Source organism: Clostridium sp. JNZ J1-5 (assembly GCF_053901425.1).
In genome coordinates this window covers 228771-247796 of record NZ_CM132773.1, presented here as the reverse complement: position 1 = coordinate 247796, position 19026 = coordinate 228771, and the positions used below count along the sequence as shown (strand labels likewise).

The following is a 19026-nucleotide window of genomic DNA, read 5'->3' as shown; positions in this document are numbered from 1 at the left end:
TAAAATGAAAAAAGCTTTTAAAATAGAAGGAATGACATGTTCAGCATGTGCAAAAGCAGTAGAGAGGGCTTCTATTAGGACAGAAGGAGTATCTAAAGCAAGTGTTAATTTTGCATCAGAAAAGTTATATGTAGAATATGATGAAGGTATTGCATCGGAGGATAATATAATAAAAGCTATTGAAAAAGCAGGGTATTCAGCAGAAGAAGATAGAGAATTAAAAAAAATCAACATTGGTATAGGCGGAATGACATGTTCATCTTGTGCAAAAGCAGTAGAAAGGGCAACTAAAAAGCTTGATGGAGTAGAAAAATCAGAAGTGAATTTTGCATCTGAAAGACTTTATATAGAATATGATCCATCTAAGGTTAGACTTTCCTTAATCAAGGAGGCTATAGAAAAAGCTGGATATAAAGCTCTTGAAGAAGAAGTTTCAGTTGATTTAGATAAAGAAAGAAAAGAGAAGGAAATCAAAAGCATATGGATAAACTTTATATTATCAGCTATTTTTACTGTGCCGCTTTTAATTATATCTATGGGGCATATGGCAGGTATGCCTTTGCCTGAGATTATTGATCCTATGATGCATCCTCTAAACTTTGCATTAGCTCAATTTATTTTAGTACTTCCTTCATTATTTGCAGGAAGAAGATTTTATAAAGTTGGATTTAAGACACTGTTTAAAGGAAGTCCTAATATGGATTCTTTAATTGCCATAGGAACTAGTGCAGCAGTGCTTTATGGTATATTTGCAATATATCAAATATCAAAGGGGAATATGGAATATACAATGGACTTGTATTTTGAGTCTGGGGCAACAATAATTACGCTAATACTTCTTGGAAAATATTTAGAAGCTAAGACAAAAGGAAAAACTTCAGAAACCATAAAAAAACTTATGGGACTTGCACCTAAAAATGCATTAGTAATACAAAATGGAAATGAAATTGAAATACCCATAGATGAGGTTGAAGTTGGAGATATAATAATAGTTAAACCTGGTGAGAGAATACCTGTAGATGGAATTATTATAGAAGGAAGTTCTTCAGTTGATGAATCTATGCTTACTGGAGAGAGTCTTCCTGTGGATAAGAATCCAGATGATCAAGTATATGGGGCTACTATCAATAAAAATGGACTTTTAAAATTTAAAGCCACAAAGATAGGTAAAGATACAGCTCTTTCTCAAATAATAAAATTAGTTGAAGGAGCCCAAGGATCAAAAGCTCCTATAGCCAGACTTGCAGATGTAATAGCAGGATATTTTGTACCTACTGTAATAGTCATAGCCTTAATATCAGGATTGAGCTGGTATATTGCTGGAAGGGGAACAATTTTTTCTCTTACAATTTTTATTTCAGTTCTTGTAATAGCTTGCCCCTGTGCTTTAGGACTTGCTACACCTACAGCTATAATGGTTGGCTCAGGTAAGGGTGCAGAAAATGGAGTGCTTATAAAAGGTGGAGAAGCTCTGGAAACTGCACATAAAATAAATACTATTGTATTTGATAAAACTGGAACTATAACTGAAGGCAAACCTGAAGTTACAGATATAATCGCATTAAATGGATTTGATAAAAACTATATTCTACAAATTGCAGCTTCAGCAGAAAAAGGATCAGAACATCCATTAGGAGAAGCAATTGTAAAATATGCAGAAGGAAATGAAATAGAAATTTTACAAGGAGAGTCTTTTAAAGCTATAACTGGTAAGGGAATTGAGGTAAATATTGATAACAAATTAGTACTCATTGGAAATAAAAAATTGATGTTAGAGAAAAATATATTACTACAAGAATTAGAAGATAAATCTATAAAATTAGCTGAAGAAGGAAAGACTCCTATGTATATAGCTATAGAAAACAAGATTAGTGGGTTAATAGCAGTTGCCGATGTTCTAAAAGAAAATAGCAAAAAGGCTATTGAAAAGTTAAATAAAATGGGAATAGAAACTGTTATGATTACTGGTGACAATCAAAGAACGGCAGAGGCTATAGCTAAAAAAGCTGGCATAGATAAAGTTTTGGCAGAAGTTATGCCAGAGGATAAAGCTGAAAATGTAAAAAGGCTTCAAGAGACTGGACAGATTGTTGCCATGGTTGGAGATGGAATAAATGATGCACCAGCCCTTGTTCAAGCAGATGTTGGTATTGCAATAGGATCTGGAACAGATGTAGCAATTGAATCAGCAGATATAATTTTAATGAAGAGTGATGTTTTAGATGTGGTAACTGCAGTTCAATTAAGTAAAGCCACTATAAGGAATATAAAACAAAATCTTTTCTGGGCATTTGGATATAATATTTTGGGAATACCAGTTGCTGCAGGAATACTTATACTCTTTGGTGGACCAAGACTAAATCCTATGATAGCAGCTGGTGCTATGAGTTTAAGTTCAGTATCAGTGCTAACAAATGCATTACGACTTAGAGGTTTTAAAAGAGAAATTTAAGAACATTTATATTTGAAAAACTTAAACATTAGCATCATATCAAGGCTAGAATATTTTAAAAAAAATATATAAATTAAAAAACTAATATTTTTAGGAGGAATAAAATATGAAAAAAAGATTAAATATTGAAGGAATGTCTTGTAACCACTGTGTTATGCATGTAAAAAATGCTCTTATGGAAGTTGAAGGGGTTAAAAATGTAGATGTAAATCTAAATGCTAAATATGCTTTAGTTGAAGGTGAAAATTTAAATGATGAAAAAATGAAGGCAGAAGTAGAAGATGCAGGTTATGATGTAACTAGCATTGAAGAAGCATAGAAATTCAGAAGTGTGATTTCCAAACAATAAATAATAAAAATCAGCTATACAATATAGCTGATTTTTATTACTTTAAAAACTTTACTTTCTTTTTTTCTTCTTTTTGCGCACAGAAAATCCAAAGCTACCTAATGAATTTTTAGAAAGTCCAAAATATTCTCCGTGAGAATAGCAGATAAGATTTGCCTTTTCATAATGAATTTTTCCGCTTTTATCTATTAAATCTTCTTCTACATGAACGGATAGAACTTCTGCCAAAAATAAATCATGGGAGCCCAAATTAATAATATCTTTCACTCTACATTCTAATGAAATAGGGCAATCATCTAAGTATGGAACAGAAACTAGTTCACTTTCAGATAGACTTAAATTAAGTTCCTTTATCTTATCTAAAGTTTTTCCAGATCTAACTCCACAAAAGTCTACAATCTTTACCATTTCTTTTGATGGAAGGTTAACTACAAATTCTTTTGTAGCTTTTATATAATTGTAAGAAAGGCGTTCTGGTCTTATAGCGATAGTTATCATAGGGGGCTTTGTACAAGCAGTTCCTATCCAACCAACAGTAAATATGTTAACTAGGCCTTCCTCATTTTTAGAAGTTATGAGTACAGCAGGAACAGGGTTTAACATAGCGCTTCCTTTAAAAGTTTTTTTGCCCATAATTTATCTCTCCTATATATTAAGTATAATTATTTAAATAAAATTAAACATAATTTAGATATAGTTTTAAAAGCACAATAATTATAACAGTTTTATCTATGTAATAGCAAATAGATTTATATTATACACAATAGGAACTTGTTGTGGAATTATTCATAATTTTTACTTTATTACCTCTACTACACTATGTTAAAAAACATATTTTGATAATATAATTAAGCTACATAAATTAACCAAACATAAAGGGATAGGGGGAGTAATAAGTGGAAAAAAAGGAGTTAGAAATATTAGAAAAAATTTTAAGAGAACTTCAGGATATAAAGATAATGATCCAAGAAAATTTAGATGTTGAGGATTTAAATACTAAAAAGTAAAAACTTGTATTTTGTGTACATAATAATTCTATAATAAAAAGTGGACAAGGTAAAATGTCCACTTTTTATTATAGATAAAGAAAAATAACTATATGAAAATTTAAAAAATTATTATAGTGATTCATAATAGTTTTTAAGTAATAATGCATCTTTTTCTAATAAAGGACTTTCACAAACAACGCATCCCTTAACATTAAATTTTTGGAAAGCTTGAATACATGCCTTATAATTAAAATCGCTTTCTTCAAAGGGTAAGTGATTTTTTTCACCCTTTAAACCATAATTAATGCCTGACATATGAACGTGAATGTCATTTAAAGCTTCACTTCCAAGCTCATTTCCTATATAATTTAATATTTTTGCAAAGTCATCATAGGTTCTTAATGAGCCATTATCACGAGCATGTAAATGAGAAAAATCTATACATGGTTTGCATAAAGAAATTTCTTTAGACAATTGCACAATTTCTTCTAAAGATCCAAATTGAGTACCTTTTCCTGTTGTTTCAAGCCTGTAATCTACATTTAAATCCGGAAGTTTTAATAAGTTATCTTTTATTGTAGCAAAAGTTTCCTCTTTAGAGTCTTTAAGATAAAAACCAGGATGAAAAACAAGACTTTTTCCTTGAACCTTTTTTAAAGCTTCAGCGCCACTTATAATCCTCTCTATAGATTTTTCAATTTTTTCATCTTCATCTGCATTTAAATTAATAAAGTATGAACCATGGGCAGATAGATAAAATTTATTTTTAAGTTTTGAATCTAAAACTTGTTCTTTATTTTTATCGGTTATATTTACAGATCTAACAAAAGGAAGCTCCATTGCATCTAAACCTAATTCATTTAAGTATTCAATGCCTGTTTTATAGGTGAATTTTTTTGTACCATCACCAATTGGCAAGCCAGATATTCCAAATAATAAAGCATCCATGTAATCACCTCCACTAAAGATTATACCACAAAAATTTTAGGGATTATGATATAATAGCAAAGAAGAAGGTGATGATTATGGAAAGAGAATGGAGATTGAGAGTTACTAAATGTGATATTGAAGCTCTAGCTAGAGAAGCAAAAATAAGTAAGGTTACTGCAAAGATTTTAGCTAATAGAAATATTCAAACTGTTGAAGAGATAAAAAAGTTTATGAATGCTTCTTTAGATGACTTATATGATCCTTTTTTAATGAAGGATATGGATAAAGGTACTGATATAATTTTGGATGCCATTGATGAGGGTAAAAGTATTGTAGTATATGGAGACTATGATGCAGATGGGGTAACCAGCACTACAATTTTATATAAAGGACTATGTAATTTAGAAGCAAATGTTAAATATTACATTCCTGATAGAGAAGCTGAAGGTTATGGAATGAGCAAGGATAGAATAAAAGCACTAAAATCCCAGGGAACAGAAGTTATATTGACATGCGATAATGGAATAAGTGCCATAGAAGAAGTTAGATTAGCAAAAGAGTTAGGCATGAAGGTAGTTATTACAGATCATCATGAACTGCCATTTATGGATGAAGGTGGTGAGAGAAAATATCTTATTTCTCAAGCAGATGCAGTAATAAACCCTAAAAGAAAAGATTGTACATATCCTTTTAAAATGCTCTGTGGAGCTGGAATAGCCTTTAAGTTTATACAAGCCCTATATATGAAGCTTGGAATGGCAGATAGTGATATATATGAATTTATTGAAATAGCAGGAATAGGTACCATATGTGATGTAGTTGATTTAGTAGATGAGAACAGAATTATAGCTAAAAATTCATTAAAGCTAATAAGTAATACTAAAAATGTTGGATTAAAAGCTCTTATGAGTGTTCTTGGAATAAATAATAAGGAAGTAAAATCATATAATATTGGTTTTATGATAGGACCGTGCATAAATGCCACTGGCAGATTAGATACAGCGGCATTATCAGTAGAACTGCTTACTACTGACGATTCTGAAAGAGCTATGGAATTAGCGAATACATTATTTCAATTAAATAAAATAAGACAAGATATGACTATGGAAAATGTAGAAAAAATAACAGGAATTATAGAGAATTCAGATTTGAAGAATGATAAGGTTCTGGTTGTATATAAAGAAGATGTTCATGAAAGTATAGCAGGAATAGTGGCAGGAAAAATAAGAGAAAAATTTAATGTGCCAGCAATAATACTTACAAAAGGAAAAGAAATGCCAAAAGGTTCAGGAAGATCAATAGAAGAGTATAATATTTTTGAAGAACTAATAAAATGCGAAGACTTATTAGAGAAATTTGGAGGGCATCCTATGGCTGCAGGATTATCTATTAAGGAAGAAAATATAGAAAAATTTCGTAAAAGGTTGAATGAAAATTGTACACTTTCAGACTATGATATTATTCCTAAAATAAAAATAGATAAAAGAATCCCCCTAACTGCAGTTAATGACATTTTAATTAATGAATTAGAGGAATTAGAGCCATTTGGAAAAGGTAATTCTACTCCTATATTTGCAGAAAAGGGAGTAGTGATTTCTGATATTAAAGTACTTGGTAAAAATCAAAACACATTAAAGTTAAGTTGTGTTATTAATAAAAGTGAAAAAATAGATGCTATAGCTTTTAATAAAGTTGAAGAGTTTAAAGAAATGTTAAAAAATAAGTACAAAAACGATTATGAGAAAGTAATGAATTATCCATCAGGATTAAAATTAGATTTAATATTTTATCCTATTGTAAATGACTACAACGGATATAAAAATAGACAACTAAGAATAAAAGACTTTAGACTTTCTAACTAGTATATAAATCTTCGTGTAGTTAATCTATACGAAGATTTTTTATTTTTACGCAATTAGTATAACTAAAATTTGTATCATGTGGAATATTGCAGATAATATACAATACTGTAAAATGATTATAAAAATAAACTAAATTATGGAAAAAGAAGGAAAAACAATATTTGTATAGAATAATAAATAAGAAATATATATTGGAAACAGAGGGGTAAATGATATGTATGATCTATACAATGAACTGCCTTTTAGCATAATAATTTTAAATAGTTATAAGCTAAATGTAGATTATATCAACAATAAGTTTATTAAGATATTTAATCTAAGCAATAAAATACTTGGTACTTCAATAAATGATATTAATATATTTGAACCTATAAGAAATATTTTAAATACATGTTCTAAAAGCAAATGCAATAAAAAATTAAAAAAGGTAAATATATTAGATAATAGATACTTTGATTTAATGATTAAATGTAAGGATGATAAGTTAGAAATTTTTATGTATGAAGTAACTGAATATATAAAAAAAGAGATGAAAATAAAAAGTGACGGAGAAAGGTTTTTATCTATTTGGTCGGAAATGAAAACTAAGTGCGACATTATTCAAGAATTAAGAACAAAAGAAAAAACATATTTATCCTATTTAAAGGATGTAGTAAATAATATATCAGAAGGACTTATAGTTTTAAATAAATTTGGAGAATTAGACTTTTGTAACAAAGCTGCACTAAACATAACAGGACTTAGTATAAAACAACTTTCAAACTATAAAGCAGTTTTTAGAGAGGGTGGAGTATGCATAGATGGGCATAACTACGGTGAAAAAGAAATAGAACAGCTATTAAGTAATTACTTATATGAGCAAAAACCAATTAATGGACTTGTTGTAAGATTAAAAAGCAGTGATAGTAATTTTAAGTACATAGAATTAAATTGTAATCCAATTAAAAATAAAGATAATATGCTATTTAATACTGTTATAACTATAAAAGATATAACAGAAGTAAAAGAACATGAATTTAAATTGAGAGAACAAACAAAATTTATTAATGACGTTGTAGACACAATAGATGTGCCTATTGCAGTATTAGATTATCCAAGCTTAAATTATAAACTTATAAATGAAAAATATAAAAGTATTGTGGATTTAATAAAATATAATAAGAATAATAACCTTGAAAAAAATTTATTGCCTAGTGAAATTGATATATTAAAAAATTTAGAAGAAGAAAAAATTAAAGAGTACATATACGCACCTCTCAGCGTAAAAAATGTGGACGGAAATCAAAGGCATTTTAAAGTTAAATTTTCATCTCAATTAGATTCTAATGATAAAGTAAGTAAGGTCTTTATTCATGCATTGGATATAACAGATGAAATCAGAAGAAACAATGAGTTAGAAGAAATTAGTCGGATGAAAGATGAATTTTTTAATGTTATTTCTCATGAATTAAGAACTCCTTTAACCATAATTCACGCTTCATTACAATTAGCTAATGATATATACAAAAATGAAATTACAGATAATTTAAATAAAATTTTATCCAAGATAGATCAAAATTGCAGAATACTTTTAAAATTAATCAATAATATATTAGATATATCAAAAGCAGAAGCAGGGTTTTTACAAGCAAATTATTCATGTTTTGATATAGTTTATCTTACTGAGAGTTTAGTAAGTTCAGTGAATTTATATGCTAAGAGCAGGGGAATTGAACTGATTTTTGATACCTCAGAAGAAGAAGCTTCAGTTATGTTAGATAGAGATAAGTATGAAAAAATAGTATTGAATTTGCTTTCAAATGCTATTAAGTTTACTCCTGCAAACAAAAGAATATTAGTAAGCACTGTATTTGAAAAAGATTTTTTTGAGATTAAGGTTAAAGATGAGGGTATAGGAATACCAGAAGATAAGTTAGAAAAAATATTTGATAGATTTGTACAAGTTAATAATATATTCTCACGTAATTCTTCAGGAACAGGACTTGGTCTTGCACTTGTTAAAAAATTAGTAGATTTAATGAATGGAGAAATAAAAGTTCTAAGCAAAATTGGAGAAGGAACTGAATTTAGTATAAGATTTAATAATGAAATTATTAAAAATCATAATATAAATAACCTAAATGAATTAGATTCAAATAGCAATAATGTTATAATTGAATTTTCAGAATTAAATTAGGAAGAGAGTATAGAATATTTCTATACTCTCTATTTTATTATATTATCTATATACTATAGAAAATTTCTTTCATAATGTTCTACCATTCTTTTAACCATTTCTCCACCAATAGAACCACATTCTCTAGTTGATAGGTCTCCATTATAGTCAGTTAAAGGAATACCCAACTCATTAGCTACCTCCATCTTAAATCTATTTAAGCCTTCTCTAGCTTCTGGTACTAATTTACGTGCCATCCCTTTCACCTCCATTTTGTTGTTCATTAATAGCTTGCACATTTTAATAATAAATATAATATAGATTTAAAGGTAAGAGTGGAATAAAAATTAATAAATTTTAAAATTAAAATATATTAAAAAAGTACAAAAAGGATAGGTGAAATAAATCCACCTATCCGCATAACTTTAGTTTTTTATTAGCAAACTATTATAGTCCTCTTTCGTATTGTTCTACCATTTTCTTAACCATTTGTCCGCCGATTGATCCAGCCTGTCTTGCAGTTAAGTCTCCATTATAGCCTTGTTTTAAGTTTACTCCAACTTCATTTGCAGCTTCCATTTTAAATCTGTTTAATCCTTCTCTTGCTTCTGGAACTAAAGCTTTATTGTTTCTTGCCATTATAATCAACCTCCTATTTTTATATGTGGTTTATTTGTGTTACATTAGTATCTTATCCTTTTTTTCGATTATTATATTAGTATGTTATAGGTACAAGTTGAAGTTTGTACTTCTATTAGAAAATTGGACATTAAATGTAATTTTTTATATAAAATTTTATATAATTATAATTGACAATATATAATGAATCGTAGAAAATTAGTATGGAGTAAAATAATGAATAGCATAATATATTACTTACTTGTTATTAGTAGTTGGGAGATGATTATTTGGAAAAGTTAAAGATTATTATGACTGGAGGCGGGTCTGCTGGTCACGTGACTCCTAATTTAGCGATTATTCCTAAATTAAAAGAATTAGGATATGAAATTGAATATATAGGAACACAAGATGGTATAGAGAGAAAGATAATTAATGGAGAAAATATAAAGTATCATATTATTTCTAGTGGAAAACTAAGAAGATATTTCGATATTAAAAATTTTTCTGACCCTTTTAAGGTTATAAAGGGCATTTTTGAAGCTGCAAGTATAATAAAAAAGGAAAAGCCTAATATAGTTTTTTCTAAGGGAGGATTCGTTTCTGTACCAGTAGTAATAGGAGCATATTTAAATAGGGTTCCAGTAATTGCTCATGAATCGGACATTACACCGGGACTTGCTAATAAAGTTGGAACACCCTTTTGCACCAAGGTGTGTGTAACTTTTCCTGAATCTTTAAAGTATATAAAGGGAGACAAGGGGATACTTACGGGCACTCCAATAAGAGATGAGCTCTTTGAAGGAAGTAAGATAAAAGGGTATCAAATATGTGGTTTTGAAGAAAAGAAGCCTGTACTTATGATAATTGGAGGAAGTTTAGGATCAAAGATTATTAACAATACAGTTAGAGATATATTGGGTTTACTGTTAAAAAAATATAACATAATTCATATTTGCGGGAAGGACAATTTAGATAAGAGCTTGTCTAATAAGATAGGATATAAACAATTTGAGTATGTGAAAGAAGAATTACCGCATTTAATGGCGGCTGCAGATATATTTATTTCAAGAGCAGGAGCTAATGTTATTTTTGAATTATTAGCATTAAAGAAGCCTAGCTTACTTATACCATTGTCTGCAAAGGCTAGTAGGGGAGATCAAATATTAAATGCTAAATCATTTGAAAACAGTGGATATAGCGTAGTAATTCAAGAAGAGGAACTAGATACTAATATCCTTATGGAAAAGTTGGATTATTTATATAGCAATAGGAACCAGTTTATTGTGAATATGAATTCTAGTAAATCAAACAGTGGAGTAGAGAATATAGTTAAATTAATTACAGAGTATACAAAACATTAGTACATAGAAAAAATACTTAAGAATAAATTATTCTTAAGTATTTTTTCTATGTATATATTTCAGAAATTTTCGATAAATATTATATATATAATCAATTTAAATAACGGTAATAATAGAAAGGAGCAAAAGTATGAAAATAGAATTTTACGGAGCAGCAAAATGTGTTACAGGGTCTTGCCATATTTTAAAAGTTAACAATAAAAACATACTTTTGGACTGTGGACTATTTCAAGGTAAGGATGAAAAAGAAAAAGGAAATGATGACTTCCCTTTTAACCCTAAGGAAATTGACTATGTTATTTTATCACATGCCCACATAGACCACAGTGGAAGAATACCTTTACTTTATAAGAATGGATTTAAAGGTGAAGTCATATGTACAAAGGCTACTAAGGAGTTGTGCAATATAATGCTTCCAGATAGCGGGTATATTCAAGAAAATGAAGTGGAATGGAAAAATAGAAAGAGAGTAAGACAGGGGCTTGACGCAATTGAACCACTATATACTGCTAAAATAGCAGAACTTTCATTATACCTTTTTAGAGAATATAATTATGATGAGTTTATTGAAGTTTTTAACGGATTTAGAGTTAGATTTAGAGATGCTGGGCATTTATTAGGTTCATCCATAGTTGAAATTTATGTTGTGGAAGATTATCAAGAAGAAGTAAAAATAGTTTATACAGGAGATTTAGGTAATACTAATAAGCCAATTATTAATGATCCAACTTATATAGACTTTGCAGATTATGTTATTATGGAAACTACTTATGGAGATAGACTACATGGTGAAATAGACTGGACTTTTAAAGAGTTAGTAAATATTATAATTGATACTTTTAAAAGAGGTGGAAATGTAGTAATACCTTCTTTTTCAGTTGGAAGAACTCAAGAAGTACTTTATGCACTTAGTAAATACGTAGAAAATGATAGTCTAAATGATATTACAATATTTGTAGATAGTCCTCTTGCAGCTAATGCAACTAGGATATATGAAAAATCTAGTGAGTATTATGATGAAGAAATGAAAAAACTAACTGAGAATGGATTTGATCCATTAAATTTTAAGGGAGTCATCTATACCAATTCTCCTGAGGATTCTATAAAAATCAATAAATTTCAACAAAGCTCAATAATTATTTCTGCCAGCGGAATGTGTGAAGCTGGGAGAATTAAACATCATTTAAAACATAATCTTTGGAGAAAAGAATGTTCAATTGTATTTGCTGGATATCAAGCGGAAGGTACATTAGGAAGAGCTATCTTAGATGGAAATAAAAAGGTTAAACTATTTGGAGAGACAATAGCAGTAAATGCTAAAATATATAGTTTAGAAGGCTTATCTGGACACGCTGATAAAAAAGGACTTTATGATTGGGTAAGTAAATTTGAAAGAAAACCAAAAGAAATTCTTCTAGTTCATGGTGATTCAAAAGCTCAAGAAGATTTTAAAGAACTCCTATATGCGGGAGGATATAAAGCTAAAATAATGGACATAGGGGAGACATATTATATAAATGAAAATTTAAAATTAAATGATGAAAATGTAAAATATAGAATTATTAAATTACTAAATTCAATAGATAATATTGAAAATATGAATAAAGAAAATCTTCTTAAAGAGATAGAAAATGCTATAGATAATCAATAGATAAAAAATAGATAAATTTTGATTATCTTAATATAAGCATTAATTATCTGACAATTAAGAAAAAATGAAATTTTTTATTGAAATATTTAGCTAATGTGGTATAATTATATTAGAACAAAAATTATTAAACAATAATAGTTATTAATTATGGATAAGGGAGAGGATATTATGAAAAAAATAGCAGTTGTTTATTGGAGCAATTATGGTAATGTTGAAAATTTAGCTCAGAAAATAGCACAAGGAGCTAAAGAGGCTGGAGCTGAAGTAGATATAAAATTAGTTCAAGATGCAAAAGTTCAAGATATAATTGATGCTGATGCAGTAGCATTAGGAAGTCCATCTCTAGATAATAATAGAATAGAGCAAGAATACATGGCTCCTTTCGTAAAAGAGTTAAAATTATTACCAGCTCATAACAAAAATTTAGTTTTATTTGGATCATATGGTTGGGATGAAGGAAAATTCTTAGAAGATTGGGCTAAGATTATGGATGATTATGGATTTAACATAATTGGAAAACTAGCTGTTAAAGAATCTCCATCAGAAGAACAACTCAATGAAGCAAAGAAGCTAGGCGCTAAGTTAGCAGAGTAAATAATTAATATTGAATATAAAAAATAAAGTAGTATAACTAATTATACTACTTTATTTTTTATGTTTTTATTTTTTGATAATTTCTAAAATCATTAATTACATTAGGATTATCCTTAAAAAAGTTTAATAAATCATTTATGCAACTTAAAGTTTCTCGGTCAATAGTATGTTCTATTTTTTCAGTTTCCTCAAGTATACCTTTAGAGACACCAATCAATTTTAAAAAGTTTTCTATTATGTTGTGGCGAGTTAAAAGAGCCATACCTATCTTGATCCCTTTTTCCTTTAAAATAATAACACCATACTTTTCATAATTTATAAGTTGAAGTTTTGATAACTTTTGAACCATTTTTGTTGCAGAGGGAGGCTGTACGTTTAGGGAGGAAGCTAAATCATTTATTCTAGTGAAACCCGATTCAGTGGATAACCTATAAATCATTTCTAAGTAATCTTCCATGGATGGTGTCAAAGAATTTTCTTCATTTTTCATATATTCTCGAAAAGTAAAGAAATCTTCCTCAGCCATAATATCACCTACTTTAAATTAAAGAATTTGTTAAAGTATATGTTTCTAAATGTAGAATTATTAATGTAGTGTAACAATTAAATAGATTTTTCATAGTTTATATTATAGGAAAAGTTAGACTGGGCTAAAAATATTAGCACTGTGAAAATAAAAAAATTAGGGAGAGATTTTTATGAAGTATTTAGATAACATAAAAAAATTAAGTGATACAGCTGTAGGAAATTGGGTTAAAGTAGAAGAACTATTCTCCAGTGGACTTTCAAAAGAAAGAATGCTAGCTTTAGGACTTACAAAAGGTGCATTAATAGAAGTTGTTCAAAAGGGACCATCAGGAGATCCTACAATATATAATATAAGAGGAGCTATGATTGCTCTAAGAAGAGAAGAAGCATCTTTGATAAATGTTAGAACAGCATAAGGTTTTCAGCATGTAGTTTAGGAGGAGGAAAATGGGACTTACTTATAAATCAACACAAAAAAGTTCTTTAGTGGATATATATAAGATTGAAAAAAATGAAGGGCAATATGTTATTGCCTTAGCTGGAAATCCTAACACAGGGAAAAGTACAGTGTTTAATTCCTTAACAGGGCTTCATCAGCACACTGGTAATTGGCCGGGAAAAACTGTTGCAAATGCTAGAGGAGAATTTAACTATAAAAATAGAGAATATATCTTGGTGGATTTACCAGGAACATATTCTCTATTTGCCACATCTGCTGAAGAAGAAGTAGCAAGAGACTTTATTTGCTTTGGACAACCAGATGCTGCAATAATAGTTACAGATGCTACTTGTCTTGAAAGAAATATGAATTTAGTATATCAGGTAATGGAACTAACTGATAATGTAATTTTATGTATAAATCTAATAGATGAAGCAAAGAAAAAAAATATAATAATTGATAGGACAGGTATAGAAGAAGAATTGGGAATACCAGTAGTGTTAACATCAGCAAGAAATGGTATAGGAATTTCTGAACTAAAAGATGCAGTATACAATGTAGCTTCTAAAGGCATAAATTTAAAACCTAAAATAACCATCTATAGTGATGATATAGAAAGCATGGTAAAAAATATACAGCCTATAGTAGAAAACATTATATCAGGAATAAATTCTAGATGGCTTTCTTTAAGGCTCATTGATGGGAACCAAGCTATGTTAAATTCAATATTTAAAGATTTAGAAGAAGAAAATATTAATATAATACTGGAGAAGATAAAGGAAGTATGTAAAGACTATAATAGAGAAAAAATTAGAGAATATATAACAGAGGAAATTTATAAAAATGCAGAAAGAATAAGAGATAAATATATAACTATAGATAAAAATAAGATAAACAGAGATAGGAAAATAGATAAATATATAACCTCCAAAGTATTTGGTATTCCAATTATGTTGTCTATATTGGCATTAGTATTTTGGATAACTCTTATAGGTGCAAATTATCCTTCAGAACTTATTGCTAATGTACTGTTTGATTTTGAGGAAAAGCTTACTGAATGGTTTTTTTATATTAGTGCTCCTACATGGCTTCATGGAGTACTTGTACTTGGGCTATATAGAACCTTGGCTTGGGTTATATCAGTTATGCTTCCACCTATGGCTATCTTCTTTCCGTTATTCACATTACTAGAGGATTTAGGATATTTGCCAAGGGTTGCTTTTAATCTAGATCATTTATTTAAGAAAGCTTGTGCCCATGGAAAGCAATGTCTTACTATGTGTATGGGATTGGGATGTAATGCAGCAGGAGTTATAGGGTGTAGAATAATAGAATCTCCAAGAGAAAGATTAATTGCTATAATTACAAATAATTTTATGCCATGTAATGGAAGGTTTCCTACCTTACTAGCTATATCTTCAGTTTTTTTAGTTACAAGCTCTAAAAGTAACTTTTCAGAGGTATTACCTGCACTTGCTATAACCGGAATGGTAATAATAGGAGTTATAGTTACTTTGGTGGTTTCTTATGTTCTTTCTAAAACATTATTAAAAGGAGTACCTTCAAGCTTTACCCTTGAGCTTCCACCATATAGAAAACCTCAAATAGGCAGAGTTTTATATACTTCTGTTATTGATAGAACTATATTTGTACTTGGAAGGGCTGTATTAGTGGCTGCACCTGCAGGCGCTATAACTTGGATATTAGCCAATGTATATATAGGAGATATGAGTATAATAGCCCATATAGCTGCATTCTTGGACCCATTAGCTAAAATTATAGGATTAGATGGAGTTATTCTTATGGCTTTTATACTTGGGCTACCAGCCAATGAAATTGTTCTACCTATACTTATAATGTCATATCTTTCACAAGGTTCTATGATAGATTTTCAAAGTATAGAATCTTTGAAAAAAATACTTTTGGATAATGGGTGGACATATCTTACTGCACTAAATGTTATGTTATTTAGTCTTTTACATTGGCCTTGTGCTACCACTATATGGACAATAAGAAAGGAAACGGGAAGTGCTAAATGGACTGCACTATCTATATTAATTCCAACGGGAATAGCAGTTATAATCTGCTTTATAACTACAACTATATTTAGAATGCTTCGAATTAGTTAAATAAAATTATAGTAAATACTAAATAATTAAAAGCGGTGATTTTCACCGCTTTTAATTATTTAAATTGATTATCTGAAAAAAATTCATCTATCATCTTCTCAGCTAATCGTTTTCTTATATTAGATTCATTTATTAGAGATAATACAGCTATAATCATCTGAGAAAGTTCTAGATTATTAGGGGATAAATCGCTAGTATTATCTTTTATTAATTTTATTTTTGTTGCTAGTTCATTACAGACTTCATCTGCTTGAGATTTTTTTATATGTAGAAATGATTCATAAATTTTATCTAATTCAATATCATTTTCATTATTTAGATTATGTATTAAATCTGTAAAAAGTAGTTTTATATCATTTATTGATAGACCTTGCTTTAAATTATATATAAGTATAAGTAATATTATATGATTTTTAGTATATTTTTTTTTGATAGGAGGCATTAATATTTTAGCCTTAGCGTAATTGTTTATCATAGTTTTTGTTATAACTTTTTCATCATCATTTCTTTTTAAATGAGTTAATTTATCATCAAAGAGAGTTATGATTTGATCCATATATAAATCTAAATCAGGTATATCTAAAAGTTCTATATCATCATATAAAAAAAGTTCTTCTATAAGTGAAGCAATTTTTTTTTCATTAAACTCCATTAATAACACTCCCAATCATGTAATTGCGTTAAAAAGATAGTAACACATATATAATGATAGTTCAAGAGATAGTATTTTAAACCATGTTGTTAAATATAAATATGAAATAATGATATTTCACTAGAGAAATCAAGTAATATAGATCTTTAGCAATATATTTATCAAATTTATCAATATATTAGGTAAAATTACTTTTTATAGAGTTTATAATTTCAATAACTTTGTGGTAACATAAGTATATAACACCACGTAGTATTGAAAACTACGTAATGCAAAAGAAGATTTTTGTTTTTCTAAATGTGTTTAGAGAAAAATAGATTACATAAGAGGGACTGAGATTCCATAGGGAAAAAATGCAGGAGCTTTTTTATAGAAAATATTAAATATTGGAGTGATGATTATGATGAGTAAATTTAGAGAGCCAGTAAGTGGATTAACCCATATGCTAGGAGCAATAATATCATTAATTGGAATGATAGTACTAATAAAATATGAGAAAACTATTCCAGGTTCAACACCTTTAGCATTAACAGCTGTAATAATGTTTGGATTAAGCTTAATACTTTTATATACAGCAAGTACTGTATATCATTTAGTTAAGTCCTCTGACAAGGTTATAAAGTTATTGAGAAGATTAGACCATTCAATGATATATGTTTTAATTGCTGGAACATATACTCCAGTTTGCCTAATAGCTTTACATGGCAAATTGAGATGGATAATGTTTATAAGTATTTGGAGTTTTGCGCTATTAGGGATACTATTTAAAATGATTTGGTTCAATTCCCCTAGATGGTTATCCACTTTATTTTATGTATTAATGGGATGGATAGCTGTATTTATAATTTCACCTCTTTCGAAAGCAATTAACATTAATGGGGTTATATGGCTAATTACTGGGGGATTATTTTATACAATTGGAGCTGTTATATATGCTACAAAGTGGCCTAAAATAAAATCTAAAGTTTTTGGGTTCCATGAAATATTCCACTTATTTGTTTTAGCAGGTAGTTTTTGTCACTATCTTATGGTATTTAAGTACGTGCTTTAATCATGAAATGAATTATATATTCTTAAGAGAGACAATGAGGCCATTGTCTTTTTTTCATGAAATGGTATATAATATGATTGTTTAAATGTATCTGATTTATTATCCTATCATAGTATTAAATATATATAGAAGGTGTAATTATGGAAATATTAAATTCAAAGGAAAGTATAATTCAATTTGTAAATAGTGCTAAATTATCATTGCTGTATATTTCATCTAACAACTGCAGTGTTTGCCATGCATTATTACCTAAAATTGAAGAGATGTTAGAGTGTTATCCTAAAGTTCAATGTAAGAGAATTGAAATAGATAAATTACCTGAAATTGCAGGCCAATTGTCTATTTTTACTGTACCGGTAGTGATTTTTTATGTACATGGCAAAGAAATATTTAGAAGAGGAAGGTTTATAAGCATTGAAGAAGTAAAACAAGCTATAGATAGATATTACAACTTATTAGTTTAGCTGTAAAAAGCATGTTATATAACATGCTTTTTATTTTAATAAACTACGTCTTTCAAAAATAGTCCATGAGCTGGAGCAGTAGGTGGAGCAAGAGATCGATCTTTTTTTAGCATAATATTATAAATTTCTTCTTGAGTCATTCTTCCCAAACCTACTTCTACTAAAGAACCAGTTAAAATTCTAACCATTTTGTGTAAAAAACCATTTCCTACAAATTCAATTTCTATATCATTATTTTGCTGCTGTATACTAATAGAGTAAATTTCTCTAACAGTTGATTTTTTCTTTGATTTTAGTGCAGTAAAACTTTGAAAGTCATGCTCTCCTATAAAAACAGAGGATGCTTTTTTCATGTTTTCTACATTTAGCTTATTTTCTATGTGGTAATAAAATTTTCGTTTAAAAACATCATGTAAATTATCATTATAGATTTTGTAGGTATATATTTTCCTTTTTATATTATACCTTGAATGAAAATTTTCATTTACGTCCTGAGCGTTTTTAATAATTATATCTAATGGCAAATATTTATAACAATAATCTATAAGCATAGAATTAGATATTTTTGAATTTGTTTTAAAGTTTGCAACTTGATTGTAGGCATGGACTCCAGCATCTGTTCTCCCAGATGCAATTAGATTTATTTCTTCACCAGTTAACTCACTTAATACTCTTTCAATTTTAGATTGTATAGTATTTTCTTCATTACCTAGCCTCTGCCAACCCTTATATCTTGTGCCATCATATTGCATGTTAAGCTTTATATTTCTCATAAATTATCTCCTCATATAGTACATCA

The 19026-nt window shown here is 28.6% G+C and carries 18 protein-coding genes; 11 read left to right on the top strand and 7 right to left on the bottom strand.

Translation table 11 applies throughout. From position 1 onward, the window contains the following. Positions 1-4 precede the first annotated feature (4 nt). Entirely contained in the window at positions 5-2452 is a 2448-nt protein-coding gene (locus tag ACWW38_RS01270; RefSeq protein ID WP_456259023.1) for a heavy metal translocating P-type ATPase, read from the top strand. A gap of 106 nt (positions 2453-2558) precedes the next feature. Next, on the top strand, positions 2559-2771 hold the full coding sequence (locus tag ACWW38_RS01265; RefSeq protein WP_456259022.1) for a heavy-metal-associated domain-containing protein: 213 nt from the start codon (positions 2559-2561) through the stop codon (positions 2769-2771). 81 nt (positions 2772-2852) lie between these two features. Here the strand turns inward: ACWW38_RS01265 and ACWW38_RS01260 are convergent, their stop codons facing one another. Then, positions 2853-3434 (bottom strand): flavin reductase family protein, encoded by a 582-nt coding sequence (locus ACWW38_RS01260; protein ID WP_456259021.1) that lies wholly within the window; start codon positions 3432-3434, stop codon positions 2853-2855. 485 nt (positions 3435-3919) lie between these two features. After that, positions 3920-4738 (bottom strand): TIM barrel protein, encoded by an 819-nt coding sequence (locus ACWW38_RS01255; RefSeq protein ID WP_456259020.1) that lies wholly within the window; start codon positions 4736-4738, stop codon positions 3920-3922. A 77-nt stretch (positions 4739-4815) separates the two neighbouring features. Here ACWW38_RS01255 and recJ point away from each other — a divergent pair, with 77 nt between their 5' ends. After that, positions 4816-6582, top strand: a complete 1767-nt coding sequence (recJ, locus tag ACWW38_RS01250; RefSeq protein ID WP_456259019.1) for a single-stranded-DNA-specific exonuclease RecJ — start codon at positions 4816-4818, stop codon at positions 6580-6582. A gap of 214 nt (positions 6583-6796) precedes the next feature. Next, complete coding sequence (locus ACWW38_RS01245) at positions 6797-8758, top strand: ATP-binding protein (RefSeq protein WP_456259018.1); 1962 nt, start codon at positions 6797-6799, stop codon at positions 8756-8758. A gap of 53 nt (positions 8759-8811) precedes the next feature. On the opposite strand, the gene ACWW38_RS01240 is transcribed toward ACWW38_RS01245, so the two are convergent. Beyond that, positions 8812-8994, bottom strand: coding sequence for an alpha/beta-type small acid-soluble spore protein (locus ACWW38_RS01240; RefSeq protein WP_456259017.1), 183 nt, complete (start codon positions 8992-8994; stop codon positions 8812-8814). Positions 8995-9184: 190 nt separating this feature from the next. After that, positions 9185-9376, bottom strand: a complete 192-nt coding sequence (locus tag ACWW38_RS01235) for an alpha/beta-type small acid-soluble spore protein (RefSeq protein WP_456259016.1) — start codon at positions 9374-9376, stop codon at positions 9185-9187. A gap of 269 nt (positions 9377-9645) precedes the next feature. Between ACWW38_RS01235 and ACWW38_RS01230 the strand changes: the two genes are divergently transcribed. From ACWW38_RS01230 to ACWW38_RS01220, 3 genes are all read left to right on the top strand, one after another. After that, complete coding sequence (locus tag ACWW38_RS01230) at positions 9646-10719, top strand: undecaprenyldiphospho-muramoylpentapeptide beta-N-acetylglucosaminyltransferase (protein WP_456259015.1); 1074 nt, start codon at positions 9646-9648, stop codon at positions 10717-10719. A gap of 130 nt (positions 10720-10849) precedes the next feature. Continuing rightward, a complete protein-coding gene (locus ACWW38_RS01225) occupies positions 10850-12370 on the top strand; it encodes an MBL fold metallo-hydrolase RNA specificity domain-containing protein (protein ID WP_456259014.1) in 1521 nt (506 codons plus the stop codon). 168 nt (positions 12371-12538) lie between these two features. Continuing rightward, the gene (locus tag ACWW38_RS01220) at positions 12539-12964 is read left to right on the top strand and encodes a flavodoxin (protein WP_456259013.1); all 426 of its coding nucleotides are present in this window, start codon (positions 12539-12541) and stop codon (positions 12962-12964) included. A 58-nt stretch (positions 12965-13022) separates the two neighbouring features. Here ACWW38_RS01220 and mntR read toward each other — a convergent pair whose 3' ends face one another. Beyond that, a complete protein-coding gene (mntR, locus tag ACWW38_RS01215; protein ID WP_456259012.1) occupies positions 13023-13490 on the bottom strand; it encodes a transcriptional regulator MntR in 468 nt (155 codons plus the stop codon). Positions 13491-13662: 172 nt separating this feature from the next. Between mntR and ACWW38_RS01210 the strand changes: the two genes are divergently transcribed. Both ACWW38_RS01210 and feoB read left to right on the top strand, forming a co-directional pair. Next, the gene (locus tag ACWW38_RS01210; RefSeq protein WP_456259011.1) at positions 13663-13908 is read left to right on the top strand and encodes a FeoA family protein; all 246 of its coding nucleotides are present in this window, start codon (positions 13663-13665) and stop codon (positions 13906-13908) included. Between the two features lie 31 nt (positions 13909-13939). Beyond that, on the top strand, positions 13940-16060 hold the full coding sequence (feoB, locus tag ACWW38_RS01205; protein WP_456259010.1) for a ferrous iron transport protein B: 2121 nt from the start codon (positions 13940-13942) through the stop codon (positions 16058-16060). A gap of 55 nt (positions 16061-16115) precedes the next feature. Here the strand turns inward: feoB and ACWW38_RS01200 are convergent, their stop codons facing one another. Continuing rightward, positions 16116-16712: a DUF1836 domain-containing protein gene (locus tag ACWW38_RS01200; RefSeq protein WP_456259009.1), complete on the bottom strand. Its 597-nt coding sequence runs from the start codon at positions 16710-16712 to the stop codon at positions 16116-16118. Positions 16713-17112: 400 nt separating this feature from the next. Here ACWW38_RS01200 and trhA point away from each other — a divergent pair, with 400 nt between their 5' ends. Both trhA and ACWW38_RS01190 read left to right on the top strand, forming a co-directional pair. Further along, on the top strand, positions 17113-17763 hold the full coding sequence (gene trhA / locus ACWW38_RS01195) for a PAQR family membrane homeostasis protein TrhA (protein ID WP_456259008.1): 651 nt from the start codon (positions 17113-17115) through the stop codon (positions 17761-17763). A gap of 140 nt (positions 17764-17903) precedes the next feature. After that, the gene (locus ACWW38_RS01190; RefSeq protein ID WP_456259007.1) at positions 17904-18227 is read left to right on the top strand and encodes a thioredoxin family protein; all 324 of its coding nucleotides are present in this window, start codon (positions 17904-17906) and stop codon (positions 18225-18227) included. 35 nt (positions 18228-18262) lie between these two features. Here ACWW38_RS01190 and truA read toward each other — a convergent pair whose 3' ends face one another. After that, the gene (gene truA, locus ACWW38_RS01185) at positions 18263-19000 is read right to left on the bottom strand and encodes a tRNA pseudouridine(38-40) synthase TruA (RefSeq protein WP_456259006.1); all 738 of its coding nucleotides are present in this window, start codon (positions 18998-19000) and stop codon (positions 18263-18265) included. Positions 19001-19026: the final 26 nt, after the last annotated feature.